The organism is Pseudomonas sp. UF-293, from assembly GCF_058245595.1.
In genome coordinates, this window is the sequence record NZ_JBSICA010000018.1 from 112,827 (window position 1) to 129,653 (window position 16,827).

The window sequence follows — 16,827 nt, forward strand, 5'->3', positions numbered from 1 at the left end:
AGCACTGCCATGGCGTCCGTAAATGCCTCCCACGACGATGATGACGATGCCGCAGTGGACAGCATCAACATCACTCCGCTGGTCGATGTGCTGATGGTGGTGCTGGTGATGTTCATCCTTACTGCCACCGCGCAGGTCTCCGGGATCCAAATCAACCTGCCCAAGGCCAGCGCTTCGGTGTCGTTGTCGGAGGCCAAGACCAAGGCGATTTCGGTCAACGACGGCGGCCAGGTGTTTCTCGATGCTTACCCGGTGACGCTGGCCGAGCTGGAAGAGCGCCTGCGCATCGAGAAAGCGCAGAGCCCGGATTTCCCGGTGATCGTGCGTGGCGATGCGACGGTGCAGTACCAGAAAGTCATCGAAGTGCTGGACCTGCTGCGCCGGCTCGAACTGTCCCAGGTCGGTCTCGTCACCGGCAAACCGAGTCAGGGCTGAGTCATGACCGCACAACTCCCGATCGAACCGCCGCCCGTGAAAAAGTCACCGTTGCGCTATGTGAAGTTGGGCGCCGGACTACTGGTCGGCGCGCTTGCCGCGTGGTTCCTCTGGCAGTGGGCCAACGACATGGCCGGTGTACGTCGCGAAGCGCCGAAGGTGCCGACGATCATTCCGTTGCCGCCACCGCCACCACCGCCGCCGGAGAAACCACCAGAGCCGGAGACCCCGGTGGAAGAAAAAGTTGTCGAGCCCGAGCCAACGCCAGAGCCGGAAGAGGTCAAGCCTGAAGAAGAGGCGCCGCCATCGCCAGCGGACGATCTGGCCAACCCGATGCAAATGGACGGCGATGCTCAGGCTGGCAGCGATGCTTTCAACATTGGCGCCGGCAAGGGCGGCGGCATGGCCGGGGCCGGCGGCGGGCGTTTGGGTACGGGGACGTACAGCCAGTTTCTTGCGTTCACTTTTCAGCGGTTGCTGCGCGAGAACCCCGAACTGCGCAACCTCGCGTTCTCGCTGCAGGCCGATGTGTGGCTGAGCAGCGTCGGCGAGATCACCCGCGTCGAGCTGATCAAGTCCAGCGGCAACCCGCAAATCGATACCCAGGTGCTGGCCGCTTTACGTGGTGCGCCAGCCCTCAGCGAACGGCCTCCGGCCTCTATCACCTTGCCTGTGCGCTTGTCCCTGCAAGGGCGGCGCCCGGGCTAATTCACTTATTCAAGCTTCGGCAAAAGGAGTTGTGTGCAGATGATTTCCAACGTGAATCGATTGTCCCTGGCGGTCGGCATGGTCATTGCGACCCTGGTCGGTCAGGCCGTGGCAGCGCCTGCGCCCTCGGAGAACGCCACGATCAATCTGATCCGCTTGCTGGTCGAGCAGGGCATTCTCAAGCAGGACAAGGCTGACGCGCTGATCGCCCAGGCGCAGAATGAGGCGGCGCAGGCGAAACAGGCTGCCGCGTCCACTGCAGTGGCGGCCGGGCCAGTGGCGGCGCCGGGCGATGTCCGCGTGCAATATGTGCCGGCAGCGGTGCGTGACCAGATCCGCGATCAGGTCAAAGCCGAAGTCATGGCCACCGCCAAACAGGAAAACTGGGCAGCACCGAATACCTTCCCGGACTGGGCCTCGCGCATCAGCTTCGACGGCGACATTCGCCTGCGTGACGAGTCGCGTTATTACTCGGGCAACAACAGCAATGAAATCGTCGACTTCGCCAAGCTCAACAATAACGGCCCGTACGATGTAAACCCCAACAGCAGCACCAGCCTGCCGCCGTTGCTCAACACCCGCGAAGACCGCGAAAACCTCTTTCGCCTGCGCGCACGGCTGGGCATGAAAGCGGTGATCTCGGAGGAATGGACCGCCGGCATTCGCATCGGCACCGGTTCGGACAACAACCCGGTTTCGACCACGCAGAACCTCGGCGGCGGCTTCGCCAAGAAAGATATCTGGCTCGATCAGGGCTATCTGACCTGGAAGCCAATGGACGAACTGACTCTGACCGGCGGACGCTTCGCCAACCCGTTCATGTCCACCGACATGCTCTATTCCAATGACCTGAATTTCGACGGTGTTGCGGCGATCTTCGATCACAAGCTCAACCGCGACTGGGGTGTGTTCGGCACCGTCGGCGCTTTCCCGGTGGACTACACCAACGACACCTCCAGCAGTAATGGTTTCGACAAGGAAGAGAGCGACAACAAGTGGCTGTACGGCGCTCAGCTCGGCGCGAAATGGGCGATCAACAGCAACAACCGCCTCAAAGGTGCGCTGGCCTATTACCGCTTCGACGATATTCAGGGCCAGCGCTCCAGCCCTTGCGAACCGTGGGCCGGCGCACCGGGTTGCGACAGCGACGGCACGCGCGCGGCGTTCATGCAGAAGGGCAACAGCGTGTTCCTGCTGCGCGACATCACGCCGAACCCGCTCAACCCGAACACCACGCCGCAGCCGCAATTCGTCGGGCTTGCGTCCGAATTCAACCTGCTCGATCTCAACGTCGTGTGGGACGCCGACCTGCCGCAGGACTTCAAACTGCGCAGCCAGGGTAACTACATCCACAACCTCAGTTACGACGAAGGCGACATGCGCAAGCGGTCCGCCGGGCAGATCGTCAACAACCTCGACAGCAATGGCGAGATCGAAAGCGGCGCCAATGCGTGGATGGTGCAGTTCACTCTCGGCAACGCACTGGACCTCAAGCGCAAGGGCGACTGGAACCTGTTCGCCGGCTACAAGTACATCCAGCCTGACGCCTTGCCGGACGGCTTCAACGACTCGTCGTTCCACCTCGGCGGCACCAACGCCAAGGGTTATTTCATGGGCGGCAACTACGGTCTGGCGAAAAACGTTTCCGCCACCGGCCGCTGGATGAGCACCGAAGCGGTGTATGGCGCGCCGTTCGACATCGACGTCTTGCAGCTTGAGATCAACACGCGCTTCTAAGGCGCCGGGAGAGCTTTATGAACACGCGTTTTCTCGCGCTGGGCCTTGGTTTGTTGATTGCCACCGGGGCGAACGGCGAAGGCATGGAAGAACGCCTGCGCACGCAATTGCGCAGCACCACCCAGCAATTGCAGGCCTTGCAAAGCCAACAGGCCCAGGCCAGCGCCGCGCAACTGGCGGCGCAGAACGAGGCCAAGGCTGCACAGGCGCAAATCAAGCAATTGACTGCCGAACTGGCCAAATCCAAGGGGTTGGCCGAGCAACTGGCCGGGCAACAGCAGAGCCTGCACAGCCAGGCTCAGGCGCAAGTGGCGGCCAGCGCCGAGCAGACCGGAAAATTCAAAAAGGCCTATGACGAATTGCTCGTTCTCGCCCGCGGCAAAGAAGCCGAACGCGCGAAGCTGCAAGCGCAACTGACGGAACGTGACACACAAGTGCAGCAATGTTCAGCCAAGAATCAGCAAATGTACGGCGTCGCCAAACAGATCCTCACGGCCTACGAAAACATCGATGTCGCCGAGGTGATGAAAATCCGCCAGCCCTTCGCCGGCAGCGCCCGGGTCAAGTTCGATGAACTGGCGCAGGGCTTTGGCGACGAGCTCTACAAAACCCAATTCGACGCGCCGCAAGCGGCGATCGCACATTGATAGACAAGGAAGAAAGGCATGACTCAATTGATCACCCACGTTTCTGCGCAATCGCTGACCGACGTATTGCAAGCCGCCGGTTACCGCGTCAATCCGAGTGAACAGAACGGTATCGTCCAGTTGCTCAGCGCCAGCCAGGGTATCGGCTACGCCGTGCGTTTTGGCAATCCGGCGGTGGAGCAGGGCGGGTTCGTTGATTTCACTTTCAGCTGTGCGCTACGTGTGCAGGGTGAGTTGCCTGAGGGGGTCGCAGAGCAGTGGAATGCGACTCGACGTTTTGCACGGTTGTCGTTGCAGGGTGAGTTTCTGGTCATGGAGATGGACGTGGTCGTGGCTGCAGGCGTGAGCAACGAGCACCTGCGTGGCAACCTGGAGTTGTGGGATCGCCTGTTGCAGGAGTTCATCGTTTACCTGCGAGATTTCAGCCAGACCGCAGCTTCGCAAACCGCTAAATCCGCTGTCGGCGAACAAGAGGAAGTTGCGCTGTGAAGAAGCCTGCCGTGGTGATCGGCGCCGGAGCGATGGCGCTGTTGGTGGTGGCCGTGGCACTTGTGCTGCGGCCGGGCAGTGATCCGGTCGCCGCCCAGCAGCCGTCGGCGGTGATGGCGGTTGCAACCGGGCCAGCGGTCGCGCGGTTGGGTAATCAGCAGGTTTCGTCAGAGGAATTGCAGGCGCTGATGGCCACCGTCCCGGCGCAAACCCGCGAACAACTGCGCGGCAACCGTGAGGCGCTGGAACGCTGGATTCGTTCGCGACTGGCCGAGAAAGCCGTGCTGGAACAGGCCGATGCGCAGGGCTGGGCGCAGCGACCGGACGTCGCCCGGCAGACGCGCGCAGCCACTGAGCAAATCGTGTTTCGTGATTATTTACGCTCGGTGAGTCAGGTACCGGCGCAGTATCCAAGCGCGGCTGAGTTGCAGCAGGCGTATGACGCGGGGAAGACCAATTGGCAGACACCGGCGTTGTATCGGGTCAGCCAGATTTTCCTGCCTGTCAGTGATTCCGCTTCGTTGGAAACCGTGCGCAAACAAGCCGCTGAATTGAGCAAGAAGGCGCAGTCAGCACCGGCTGATTTTGCGGCGCTCGCTACGCAATATTCGCAGGATCGCGTCACGGCAGAGCGGGGCGGTGATACCGGCCTCCAACCCTTGCAGCAATTGGTGCCGGAAGTCCGTGGCGCCGTGGCCCGGCTCAAGGTCGGCGCCGTGTCTGATCCGGTGCAAAGCGCCGCCGGCTTCCACGTGATCAAACTAACCGAACAACAACCGGCCCGCACCGCGACGATGGAGGAACTGCGCGACCAACTGACCCAGGCCCTGCGCGCACAACGCCAGGAACAGATCGCCCAGGCTTATCTGGACGGCATGCTCAACACTGCGACCCTGAGCATCGACGGTGCTGAACTCAATAGAATTCTCGAGGAAAAACACTGACCTCACACTGTGGGAGCGAGCCTGCTCGCGAATGCGCTGGGTCAGTCAGCGAAGATGTCGAATGTGCCGACGCTTTCGCGAGCAGGCTCGCTCCCACAGTGAGAATCCGCTGCATCCAGAGCAACCACATTAGATCGACAGGGAGTCATCAATGTCATTCACCGAACCCGCAGGACGCCCGGTCCCCGCTGATTACCAATCGCTCACATCCAGACCCGAATCCTGGCTCAACCTTGCCGCCACCATCGACAGCGAAGTCGCCCGATACTTCCTCGTCAGCGCCCGCTGCGGCTGCTTCATGCAAGCCGCGCGCAGCCTCAACGTGCGCTCGACCCTGCTGCGCAAACAACTCGCGCAACTCGAACAGCAACTGCAACACAGCCTGTTCACTTTCCAGGGCAGCAACCTCAGCCTGACCCGCGAAGGCCAACAGTTGCAGGCCCGACTCATCACCCTGGCCCACGAACGCAAACTCCCGGTCATCGAACAACCATTGATCCGCCTCGCCATCGCCGAATCCATCCTCCACGACATCCTTGGCCGCGACCTCATCGCACTGCTGCGCCGCAATGCTAGCCTGCGTCTGGAAATCATCGCACTGGACAGCGAGCTGGCCCTGCGTGCGGTCAGTGCCGACATTGTCCTATGGCTCGCCCCCGGCCAAACCCCACACCCCGGCCCAGCGTTTGCCACCAGCGAACCGCAGTGTCTCGCGCGGATTGAGTATCTACCGCATATCGCCAAGCGCTATTCGCGGGTGACTGCGCGCCCGGAAACGCCGGGTGAACTGGCAGACTTCATGCTGGTGCAATGGCAGCATGATCGGCGGGTTGAGAGCTTTCGACCGTGGAATGAGTTGGTGGAGCAACGTCTGGCCGGGGTGGTGCAGGTGCAGTCTTATGAGTTGATGCTGGAGATGATTCGGTGCAGCGCGTGCATCGGCTTGCTTCCGGCATATATGAGCCGCTTTGACCGGTGCCTTACCGCACTGCCCGGATTATTCGCCGAGACCATGCAGCTCCACGCATGGCTCGCGGTCAACGCCGACTCGCAAAACGTGCCCGAAACCAAAGTCCTCACCGACCTCATCCAGCAAACCTTCAACGAACGCCACGAATGGTTCCAGCCTTGACGCGATCCCCTGTAGGAGTGAGCCTGCTCGCGATCACGCCACCCCAGCCCCCACATCAGTAACTGAAACCGTATTCAAAGTGGGAGCGAGCCTGCTCGCGAATACAATCTGCCAGTCGAAGCTTCAGTTACGGACAAACCGCTTTCGCGAGCAGGCTCGCTCCCATAAATTCGGCGCTATAACCGCAGCCGTGTGAGCGATACAAATCCCTGTGCGGGCTCGCCCGCGCATGCAAACTGCCAGCCGAAGCTTCAGTGACTGACAAACCGCTTTCGCAAGCAGACTCGCTCCCACAAATTCGGCGCTGTAACCTCAGCCGTGTGAGCGACACAAACCCCTGTGGGAGCGGGCTTGCTCGCGAAGGCGTCAGCACTGCCCAGCGCCTTATTCAGAGCCAGTCGCAAGCCCAGCTACCGCGGCAACTCCAGATTATCTAGCACCCGATTCACCGCCAATTCTCCGAGCATGATCAGTTGCGCAATACCCATCAGAGTCGCTGAATAAATGCGACCCCTTTTTCCAAGACGTACAAGCAGGCGGATTCTGTCGTAGCTGCAGGCAGCGGCGCAAGAATTTGTAGTCTTAAGATCGTGATGGCAGGTGTTTTTTAAATGCGCGAGTTTAAAGCTCGGAAGCCTGGTGATTATCGGAGCGCGAATATTGATCTCCAACAGAGTATTGGCCCTTTATCGAGTGCGGCGTATGTGGTTGATAAATAGAGGCATCCCTTTTTTTAATCCTAGCCGACCTCCTCCCCGCACCTTCAACGAACGCCGCGAATGATTCCTACCGTGACGCATTGCTTTGGACGCGAGCGTGCAATTGGAAGCATCCAGAAAGCAAGATCGGGTCTCGATTGTCGGCTGTATCGCTTGAGGCGAAAAGTCATCTCGTGGCGTGCCAGTTTTTTTATCGGTACTCTGGTTTACGAGAAATTTATCCTCCTTTCAGTTGTGTCAATACAAAAAACTATCTTTGGAATAAGCGCCGAGATGATAACGCGGCGTTCCTTTTATTGAATAGTTATCGCTCTATTACAGTAATGCTCCATATGAGGAAATTGTTGCCGTCTCCGCTGGCTGTATGGTTATAAAAGCTTAGCGTAAATTGCCCCGTAGAGGGCGAGGTATAGGATCCCGTATACGTTGTCCATCTGGGAGTCGTTAAGGTGAGTATAGGGCCAGCGTCAGCAGAATTTACTTTTATCTGTAATCGTGTAGGGTTCTGGCTGTTAACAGGGTTCGCACTGGATATGTCTGACCTGAAATCATAGGTTCGACCAGCTACTAAGTCGATTGGATGGGTCATTACGGAACCTGAATAGTTTTCGCCTGTATTTTGTGTTTGTGCCTGAACTATATGGTTCTGCACAAAAAAGTTGCTTTCATTTCTATATGCTCCTTGGGGCGTCCAACCTTCAAAGGTATTCGTATTAAACATCCATTCTTTGTTTAGTTTTAGTCGGACTGTGAAATTTCGCATATTTGAAACTCTCTTGCCGACGACTTCTTTCACATAAATTTCATTGTGGCGCACAGGCACGGCAAGTGCTGTGCTCCATCGTTCTGTAGTGGGAGTTACAATTTTTCCGGCGGCACCGTTCAAATATATTTGTAACTGGGTGCCGGACGTACCTTTGCCATTAAGGTTTACATTAGTATCCAAAGTGGTGCTACCGTTGTTGATCTCGGCGTTGCTCGATGACCCTTTTATCGAATCAATAGAGGGCGCAATATCTGCCGTCACCGTCAAGTTTCGGATCTCGGAATACACATCGCCGTCGTGGTACAACGACTTCGCGTACAACCGTCTTACCCCCTCAGTGACTATAATCACGAGTGTCCATTCTCCAGTCGTCACATGCGCCGTAGCCTTTCCCTTGGACGCGGCAGTTGCGCCATTTCCGTCGAAAATTTCAATATCCTGCGCATTGCTTGCTTTCCCACGAAGTGTCAGCGTCGTGCTGACAGTGAATCCTCCTTCAGCTATTTCCCCTCCCTCGTCGTCCAACACATTAGTAAGCGTGGGCGTAATTAACGCCGTCACCGTCAGCCCTCTCGCTGGCGAACTCTGCCCCGTGCCGTACTTCGCTTTGGCGACGAAGCTGTGTTTCTCCTCGGTCAGCGCTGTAACTCGCAATGTCCAGTCGCCCGAAATGGCATCCGTCACGGCCTCCGCTACAACCTTGTCATTGTCCAGGATGTCGACCTTTTGCCCCTTGGCGGCGGCACCGGTCAGGGTGACGTCGGTTTCGACTATGGTGCTGCCATCAGAAATTTCCTTGCCATCGTCAGTAGCTGTGACCGAATCAATCGTCGGCGCCACATCCTCAACGGCCTTCACCCGATAACGCTTCACCGGCCCGACAATGGCATCTGCCTCAACCTGACTCAGGGTCAATGCCGCTTTGAAATGGATTTCCAGATCGCTGTCATGACCTAAATCCTTCAGATAGCTGTAAGGCACGGCCTGTTCATATTTGCCGGCGTCGATCCAGGTCTGGTTGACCGCAGCGCCTGGCACTCGCCATATCACGTGATTATGCGCTGCCCCCTGAGCTGTTTTGCCTTTCAGTTCGGCCCACACAGACTGGCCAGGTTTCATGAATGCCCAGACCCCGGCGCGGAACGTCGCGCCCGCTGTTACTTTGCTCAGATCCAGTTCATCACCTTCGGCCTGCACGATGCTGAGCTTGGCCAGTTCCGCAGCCGGCAGCGGCATGACGGTGACGGTCAGCGTTTGAGATGGGGTTTTACTTGAGCCCGAGGTCACTTCGTATTGAAGGGTGAAGCTTTTGGCGCTGTTGCCGATGTTGGCGGCAACCGCTTCGGCGGGGATCAGGAATTCGACGCTGCCGCTGGTCACACCGGGTTTCGCCGGGATGTCCGGTGAGCCGGCGCCGGGCGTGCCGAGGACGGTGAGTTTGATGCTGTGTTTTTCATTCATGCCGTTGTAAGCCACGACTACTCGGGCACCCGTTTGGGCATCGAGGGGTGCCAGGGTGACACTGGCGCCGGTGCCTGTGGCTTGTGGCATTTGTGGCAGTGGCAAAGGATTTTCCAGCGCCACCCCGACACTGAACTCCAACGGCTCGGCATGACTCGTCCGCCCATCCGCGCGTTTGATGTGGTATTTGGCGATCACCGTTCCGCCTTCATTGCCCTTGATCATCGCGGCCGGGATGGTGAACGGCACTTGCTGGCCGGCGGTGAATTCGTTCAGCTTGATCGAGTCGGGGTACTCACCGGTGATCGAACCGATCCAGAACATGAAGACTTCATCGCCTTTGACCGTTTCGGTGTACGGCACGGTCAGGGTGGTGCCGGCGGTGTCGGCTGGCAAGACGCCATCCACCACGCCGGCGACGTGCGGTTCGGGCAGTTCCAGGCGCGGTTCGCCGACTTGCAGGATGTCCGTGTGAATCGACTCGCGAATGGCACGGGTGGCCTCGAACGGGTGCAGCGCGGCGAGCACCGTGTCGGCGATCAGTTGCTGGTAATAGAACTCCGCCGTACCGCCGTTGACCGGGGCCAGATGCTTGCCGTCGATGTTGTACAACAGCGGTTTCGCCTCAATTATGTCGTTGTGGGTGATGGGCCGAAGAGGCAGCTCAGGCAGGTAAGGGTCGAGGCCTGGCGTGGTGCCGAGCATGAATATCTTGAGGACCTGGCCTACGACGAAGGATTTGTCGAAGGGGATCTCGCAGCGCACCTGTTTGAGATCAGGGTCCAGGGCTCCGGACACGGCATCCAGCATGATCGGTGCGGCGAGGCGCTGGACTTCACCGATGGCGCGGATGAACTGGCTTTTGGAACGTAAATCAGCGGAGCCGTCGGCTTTTTCCACGCGATACGACAAGGTGATCTGCGACTTGGCCAACTGGCGCAGCACGGCGTTGGACGCCATGATCTCCATAACGCTCGGCACACTTTCCAACTTCACGCCTGCTGATGGTTCCCAATCAATCGGCGGTCCTTCGACGGGCGTGCCCTTGATTCTGATGAATACAATGTCACCGACCTGGAATTTGTTCTTGTCCATGGCGATAATCTGCACGGTGCCATTGGCGTCGCCCAGCTTGTCGACGTCCAGTACGTTGTTCACGGTTTCCTTGAGCAACGGCGCGTCCGCCCGAGTCGCATCCACCGCCACCACGACGCGCTGCTCGGCGCTCCAGTCCTCGGTGCGGTTCAGCACGCAGTCGTACACCTCGAACACCACGGCCACGCCGGGAGAGTCCGCATCACCGGCCTCGCGGATGACGGCTTCTTCAATTTTCACGATGATCGGCGTTGTGCCTTCAGCCTGATCCTCGGTCAGCGGATCGCTGTGGACAAAGATGCCGCCCCAACTGATGCGACAAACATCGCCGGCCGCGGCGAACGGATAGGGCGACGTGCCATCGTTGTTGCCGATGGTGATCGGCACGCCATCGGCTACGTTTTCCAGGTCGATGCCGCCCTCGGCAATCTCCTTGGGAATCGTCATGATCAGCTTGGAATGCCCACCGTCGCCGTTGTCATCGTGCCCGCCCGGGCGCGTGAGCTTGACCAGCACTTGCATGACTTCGGAGGGCTGATCCGTGCCGCCCAAGGGTTTGATCACATAGGACACCGCAAAGCGGCCATCGACCATGTGCCGGGAAGGCACGAACATGCGCAGTTGTGTGTTGACCTCGTTTTGGTCGACGGTTTCAACCCAGACGTTCTGCCCGATGCCCCAGTAGATGGTCAACTTGTCGCCAATGGCCATGTTTCCCCACGGGCCGGCCTGACACAGCAGGCCATTAAGCGGAAAGTTACCGAGTGCGGCGGCGATGTTGATGCCAAAGACTTTCGGGTCATTCCACATCGGGCCGGTGCGACCGGGGATGTTCAATTCCGCCAGGGCGAGGGGTTCATTGGGGCTGGACATGGCGCTGACTCCGTGCGGGAAGGGACGGAGTGAGTTAACGCGCATTGGCGCGATTGCACACCTGTCAGAGTTGACAGGTTTGGAGTGATATCCGACGGGCGGTCGCCCTCGCGAGCGGGCTCGCTCCCACAAATTTGGCGGTGTAACCGCAGCCGTGTGAACGACAGAAAACCCTGTGGGAGCGCGCCTGCCCGCGAAGGCGTCGGCAGCGCCGACGCCTTAGTCACAGCTTTTTAGCGAGGCCCGCGACTGCGGCATCTCCAGATTATCCAGCACCCGATTCACCGCCAGTTCCCCGAGCATGATCGACTGCGCAATCCCCATCAGCGTCCGCCGTTGCGACGGCTTCACCAGCCCGGCGAATTCCTGGGCGATGGTTTTGGCGGAGGCGAGGGTTTCGCAGGCATTGGCCAGCAGGTCTTCGTTTTTCGTGTCGGCGGTGACGGCGTACATCGCACGGGGGCTGTAGGGCGGTGGGGTTGAGCCGGGTGGGCAGAGGTAATGGTCGAGGGTGCGGTCGGCGGCTTGGTGGAGTTTTTCGAATCGAGGGATTCGTAGGGGGAGGTGGAGGCGGTTTCGGGTGGGTTGGGTGTTGGTTTGATCATTTTGAAGCTCCTAGAGTCGACGGAGCCGCCACATTTTGCTGCGATACGAAAAGGAGGTGGCAGCTATACGCGGGTCGCAGACCGGGACTCTAGAACCGGCAGACCCAAAGGTCTCCCACGTACAGCCGCCATAAATAGCGGGTGTTGTGCGTCCAGAGATCGACGGGCTGCGAGACCCGATCGCTGATTCGTCAGCGACCGGACCGCAATAGAACCATCCCCAAGGCGCACAATCCGGCGGATGCTGGCGTAGCTGTAGGCAATGGCGCAAGAATTTGTAGCCTGGAAGGCGTGTCTGGAGGTGTCTTTAAACACCTTCGTTTAAATCTAATAATTGCATCGGACTTGATGGCCCTTTCGCGAGCAGGCTCGCTCCCACAATTTAACCTCGCCAGTTTCAAGATCCGCGGTTTAGAGTGAGCAGCCAATCTCTGATCACGGACAGATCCCCATGCCAGACCCAACCCCCACCATCCACCTCGAACGCTCCAGCGAATCCCATCTGGAAGGCATCACCGCGCTCTACAACGATCCCGCCATCGCTCGGCAGGTGTTGCAGATGCCATTCCAGTCCAGCGAAGTCTGGCGGCTGCGATTGCAGACCGACAACGAACGCGCGCTGAAACTGGTGGCGCTGCACCAGGGTGTTGTGATCGGCAATCTTGGCCTGGAGGCCTACTCAAGAATACGCCGCGCCCACGCCGGCAGTTTCGGCATGGCGGTTGCGGTAGCGTGGCAGGGCAAGGGCGTCGGTTCGATGTTGTTGGCAGCGGCGCTGGAGGTTGCTGACAACTGGATGAACCTGCACCGCGTCGAACTCAAGGTTTACGCCGACAACGAGGCGGCCATCGGCCTTTACCGCAAGTTCGGTTTCGAGGCCGAAGGGCTATTGCGTGATTACGCTGTGCGCGACGGGCAGTGGGTCGACTCCCTGAGCATGGCTCGTCTGCGCGGTTCATCAAAACCCTGAATCAGTCGTCCAGCGCGAATGCCACCGCCGACTGTGCATGCAGTTCGGTGGTGTCGAGCAAGGGCAGGACGCTGTGTTCGGTTTTGATCAGCAGGCCGATTTCGGTGCAGCCGAGGATGATCGCCTGCGCGCCACGTGCGGTCAGGGATTCGATCACTCGTTGGTAGGTTTGCCGTGATGCTTCGCTGATCACGCCGACGCAGAGCTCGTCATAGATGATCCGGTGCACGTCTTTGCGCTCGGCTTCGTCCGGTACCAGCACGGTCAGGCCTTGATCGATCAGCCGTTGCTTGAGGAAATCCTGTTCCATGGTGAACGCCGTGCCGAGCAATCCGACCGTTCGTGCATCCATTTCCAGCGCTGCCTGCGCGGCGGGTTCGGCAATGTGCAAAAACGGAATACTGATCGCGGCCTGAATCTGCTCAGCGACCTTGTGCATGGTATTGGTACACAACACCACGCAATCGGCGCCGCCGGCTTCGAGCCTGCGCGCGGCATCCAGCAGAATCGCCGCCGCCTCGTCCCAGCGCCCGGCATGCTGTGCCTGTTCGACCGGGCCGAAGTCGACGCTGTACATCAGCAACTGCGCCGACCGCAACGGGCCGAGGCGGTCGCGGACCTGCTGGTTGATCAGACGGTAGTATTCGGCGCTGGACTCCCAGCTCATGCCGCCGATAAGGCCGATGGTGCGCATGCGGTGCTCCTGTGTGGATGGGGCTTTGCGGTGAGTGTCGTTTGGATCGGGAATTTGATCCATCAAAAATTTACCCCTGCCGTTGCCACGCATCTGCCATGCTCGGTGTCCGCAGCACTCTTCAAGGAACACCGCCATGAACGACGTACAGCAACTGGGCGAAATGCTTCGCCACTATGCCGATAGCGAAGCGCACAAGAAGCAACTGTTCACTACGCAATCGGCCGCGTGGGCCACACGGATCGGCGCGTTGTTCGATGAGATCGAGCAATGGCTCGCACCGGTCAAGGCACCGAATCTGCTGGAAGTGAGTCGGGAGATTTACGTTGCGTCCGGGCCCAGCGTGCCGGTAGAAACGTCGACCTTCATGACCGAAAAGCTGAGCATCGTGATAGCCGGTAAACCGGTGGAGTTCGTGCCGGATGTGATGGGCATCGGCGGGCAGATATCCCTGGCGGTGATGGGGCTGACGGCGGCGCGGTATGGGAGCATTTCGTTGGTCGGGCTGGCGGATGGCGCGTGGCAGTGGCGCAAGACCAATGGGTTGAAGGATCCGGATACGTTTGCATTCGACGCCAATTTTCTTGCCCAGCAACTGCAGAGCCTGATTCCTCGCGATCGCACCTAGATTGCAAAATCCACCCCGCGATCGTGCCTCACGTGTTCCATTGGGACGCAGACCACTCAGAGCGTGGGAACGAGCAAACCTGACAGACCGCTATCGCGAGCAGGCTCACTCCTACAGGGGTTGAGACGCGCACCGGGGAAACCCTTAGGTTCGCTGCCGATCCGGCATTTTCCCTTGGGTGACTGATGGCCTTTTGGTAGAGTCGCCGTCGCCAGCGGGTTTTCGGCTGGACGATGGAACCGAAGAAGGGAGTCTGATCAGTGAGTCCGGGCAAAAAAATCCTCGGTCTCACGGCGTCGCTTTTGCTGCTGACGCTGTGGGCCAGTTACTTTTATGTATTCAAGGAAAACCGCGACGGCCAGCTTGGCGGTGTCGGCGAAAGCACCGCGTGGTGCGGCACGCCACCGACCACGGAAGCGGCGTTGCTGGGCAAGGATCAACTGACCTTGCGCGTCACCAACAACCTGCGCGGCGAGTTCATGGTCGGCGGTTCGCTGGTGGTTTCCGAACGCACTTTCAACCGCTACGACCTGGGCCGCAACGAACTGCGCCTGCGTCTGGAACCGCTGCAGTGGTCGTTCGGCGTGACGCCGATCTTCCTCGAGCAGGTCAAGGTGCAGCCGCTGAGCCGCAACCTCTCGTCGACCAACAAAAGCGCCTTCGCTGAACTCGAACCACGGCCGATCGGCGTGCATGCCCAGACCGCCGCGTTCCCGTTCGACACCTACCGCTACGGCTACAAACCGGTGCTGTATTACCTCAAGGGCAGCGAGCGCGTCGACCTGCGCTTCAAGAACATCACCACGTTAATGGAGATGTCCAATACCTTCACGCCGATCCAGAAATACAACCGCGCCGACTACATCAACGAGAAAAACTCGATGATCCGAGACGAGGACTACAAGCCGTACGGTGCACATGAGTGCGCGTTCAGCGTCGAGCGCAAAGGCTCGTTCAAGGTTGTGGTGTTGTTGCTTTTGCTGGTGCTGTGCCTGCCGCTGATGCTGGTGTTTTACCGCGATGAGCCGGGAATCGACTTTCTCGCGACGCTGGTGGGGATTGCGGTTGTGCGCACATTGCTCATCGGGCCGGTGGAGGATTTCCAGCTGTACAACATCGACTTTTTGTTTGGTGCGGCGATTCTGCTGGTGGGAACGGTGTCGCTGATCAAGGCGATGCGCGCCAATAGCCGGCGGGAGATGGCGTTGCGGAGTGGAGAGACATCGTCCTGGTAAAACAAGGCGCTCTAGAACAGTGGTGTCTGTGTGGGAGCGGGCCTGCTCGCGAAAGCGGTGGGCTCGGCCAACGTGCCATCGGCGATGAACTTTGACATCGACCATCGCATTTGCCGGGGTTTTGGCTATACCTGTATCTCCCCTATGCAAAATGTCTTCGCCTTTTCAAAGGAATTACAGCATGAAGCTAGCCGTCATGATGGGCACGCTGTGCATTGCCACCCTTGGCGTGGTGGGTTGTTCCAGCAAAACCGTCGAGCCTGACCAATATTCCGGCTTTCTCAAGGACTACAGCCAGCTGAAGGAGGCCAAGTCACCTTCTGGTGCCGAGGTGATGCGCTGGATGGACCCGAAACTCGACATCAATAAATTCACCAGCGTTTACGTGGAACCGAGCCAGCTGTATCCAAAGCCGCAAGCCACCGAGAAAATCCCCCAGCAGACTCTCAATGGCATCACCAGTTATTACGATCAGGCGCTCAAGCGCGAACTCGGCAAATCGCTGCCGTTGGCCGCAGGCCCGGGGCCCGGCGTAATTGTGGTGCGTCCGGCGATTACCGCAGTCAGCAGCAAGACTGAAGGCCTGCATGTCTATGAGGTGATCCCGATTGCACTGGTCGCCGCAGCGGTGAGCACGGCCAGCGGTATCCGCGATCAGGAAACCACGCTGGCCACCGAAGCGGTATTCATGGACGGCGCGACCAATCATGTCATCGCGCAGGTGGTGCGCAAAGGTACCGGCAAACCGCTGGAAAACTCTTCCCAAGTGATGAAAGCCGCTGACATGAAAGCGGTGATCGATGGTTGGGCGAGCGATCTGCATCAGTCCTATTTGAAACTGAAGTCGGAAGCCAAATGATGCCGCGGGGCTGATTTGCCTCTTCGTTAGCAAGCTCACTCCCACAGGGATTCGTGCCGGGGCCAAGATTGCCGCTACGACACCGACCACTGTGGGAGCGGGCTTGCTCGCGAAAGCGTCAGGTCAGGCGACTGCGATGCTGGATGTGCTGCCGTCTTCGTGAGCAAGCCCACTCCCACATTCAACTGGCGCCAGACGCAAAATCTTCCAACACCATCAATCCCCCTGTGGGAGCGGGCTTGCTCGCGAAAGCGTCAGGTCAGGCGACTGCGATGCTGGATGTGCTGCCGCCTTCGTGAGCAAGCCCACTCCCACATTCAAGTAGCGCCAGGCGCAAAATCTCCCAACACTGCAGATTCCCCTGTGGGAGCGGGCTTGCTCGCGAAAGCGTCAGGTCAGGCGACTGCGATGCTGAATGTGCTGCCGCCTTCGTGGGAAGCCCACTCCCACATTCAACTGGCGCCAAGTGCAAAATCTCCCCACACCACAGATTCCCCTGTGGGAGCGGGCTTGCTCGCGAAAGCGTCGGGTCAGGCGACTGCGATGCTGGATGTGCTGCCGCCTTCGTGAGCAAGCCCACTCCCACATTCAACTGGCGCCAAGTGCAAAATCTCTCCGCACCGCAGATTCCCCTGTGGGAGCGGGCTTGCTCGCGAAAGCGTCAGGTCAGGCGACTGCGATGTTGGATGTGCTGCCGCCTTCGTGAGCAAGCCCACTCCCACATTCAAGTAGTGCCAGGCGCAAAATCTTCCAACACCACAGATTCCCCTGTGGGAGCGGGCTTGCTCGCGAAAGCGTCGGGTCAGGCGACTGCGATGCTGGATGTGCTG

General features: G+C 59.1%; 13 protein-coding genes and 2 pseudogenes. 11 read left to right on the forward strand and 4 right to left on the reverse strand.

Translation table 11 applies throughout. The annotated features are described in order from the left end of the window. Positions 1-9: 9 nt before the first annotated feature. The 7 genes from AC4IHP_RS18850 (at position 10) to AC4IHP_RS18880 (ending at position 6,092) form a co-directional block, all read left to right on the forward strand. A complete protein-coding gene (locus tag AC4IHP_RS18850) occupies positions 10-435 on the forward strand; it encodes an ExbD/TolR family protein (RefSeq protein ID WP_003201710.1) in 426 nt (141 codons plus the stop codon). Positions 436-438: 3 nt separating this feature from the next. After that, positions 439-1,143, forward strand: coding sequence for an energy transducer TonB family protein (locus AC4IHP_RS18855; protein ID WP_490832431.1), 705 nt, complete (start codon positions 439-441; stop codon positions 1,141-1,143). Between the two features lie 39 nt (positions 1,144-1,182). After that, entirely contained in the window at positions 1,183-2,880 is a 1,698-nt protein-coding gene (locus AC4IHP_RS18860; RefSeq protein WP_490832432.1) for a putative porin, read from the forward strand. 17 nt (positions 2,881-2,897) lie between these two features. Continuing rightward, positions 2,898-3,527, forward strand: coding sequence for a DNA repair protein (locus AC4IHP_RS18865; protein ID WP_490832433.1), 630 nt, complete (start codon positions 2,898-2,900; stop codon positions 3,525-3,527). An 18-nt stretch (positions 3,528-3,545) separates the two neighbouring features. After that, entirely contained in the window at positions 3,546-4,016 is a 471-nt protein-coding gene (locus AC4IHP_RS18870; protein ID WP_490832434.1) for a YbjN domain-containing protein, read from the forward strand. Then, positions 4,013-4,960, forward strand: coding sequence for a peptidylprolyl isomerase (locus AC4IHP_RS18875; RefSeq protein ID WP_490832435.1), 948 nt, complete (start codon positions 4,013-4,015; stop codon positions 4,958-4,960). Before AC4IHP_RS18870 ends, AC4IHP_RS18875 begins: the two co-directional genes overlap by 4 nt. 151 nt (positions 4,961-5,111) lie before the next feature. Next, the gene (locus tag AC4IHP_RS18880) at positions 5,112-6,092 is read left to right on the forward strand and encodes a LysR family transcriptional regulator (RefSeq protein WP_490832436.1); all 981 of its coding nucleotides are present in this window, start codon (positions 5,112-5,114) and stop codon (positions 6,090-6,092) included. 410 nt (positions 6,093-6,502) lie between these two features. Here AC4IHP_RS18880 and AC4IHP_RS18885 read toward each other — a convergent pair. From AC4IHP_RS18885 to AC4IHP_RS18895, 3 genes and pseudogenes are all read right to left on the reverse strand, one after another. Continuing rightward, positions 6,503-6,586, reverse strand: a pseudogene (locus AC4IHP_RS18885) (DUF6124 family protein); the annotation flags it as partial. Positions 6,587-7,115: 529 nt separating this feature from the next. Further along, on the reverse strand, positions 7,116-11,006 hold the full coding sequence (locus AC4IHP_RS18890) for a hypothetical protein (RefSeq protein ID WP_490832437.1): 3,891 nt from the start codon (positions 11,004-11,006) through the stop codon (positions 7,116-7,118). Between the two features lie 219 nt (positions 11,007-11,225). Beyond that, positions 11,226-11,611, reverse strand: a pseudogene (locus AC4IHP_RS18895) (DUF6124 family protein). A 451-nt stretch (positions 11,612-12,062) separates the two neighbouring features. On the opposite strand from AC4IHP_RS18895, the gene AC4IHP_RS18900 reads away from it, so the two are divergent. After that, the gene (locus AC4IHP_RS18900) at positions 12,063-12,581 is read left to right on the forward strand and encodes a GNAT family N-acetyltransferase (protein WP_460118965.1); all 519 of its coding nucleotides are present in this window, start codon (positions 12,063-12,065) and stop codon (positions 12,579-12,581) included. Between the two features lies 1 nt (position 12,582). On the opposite strand, the gene AC4IHP_RS18905 is transcribed toward AC4IHP_RS18900, so the two are convergent. Continuing rightward, a complete protein-coding gene (locus tag AC4IHP_RS18905) occupies positions 12,583-13,275 on the reverse strand; it encodes an aspartate/glutamate racemase family protein (RefSeq protein WP_490832438.1) in 693 nt (230 codons plus the stop codon). A 136-nt stretch (positions 13,276-13,411) separates the two neighbouring features. Between AC4IHP_RS18905 and AC4IHP_RS18910 the strand changes: the two genes are divergently transcribed. From AC4IHP_RS18910 to AC4IHP_RS18920, 3 genes are all read left to right on the forward strand, one after another. Next, complete coding sequence (locus AC4IHP_RS18910; protein WP_490832439.1) at positions 13,412-13,903, forward strand: hypothetical protein; 492 nt, start codon at positions 13,412-13,414, stop codon at positions 13,901-13,903. A gap of 260 nt (positions 13,904-14,163) precedes the next feature. Further along, entirely contained in the window at positions 14,164-15,138 is a 975-nt protein-coding gene (locus AC4IHP_RS18915) for a hypothetical protein (protein ID WP_460118972.1), read from the forward strand. A gap of 181 nt (positions 15,139-15,319) precedes the next feature. Next, the gene (locus AC4IHP_RS18920) at positions 15,320-15,997 is read left to right on the forward strand and encodes a DUF3313 domain-containing protein (protein ID WP_460118974.1); all 678 of its coding nucleotides are present in this window, start codon (positions 15,320-15,322) and stop codon (positions 15,995-15,997) included. Positions 15,998-16,827: the final 830 nt, after the last annotated feature.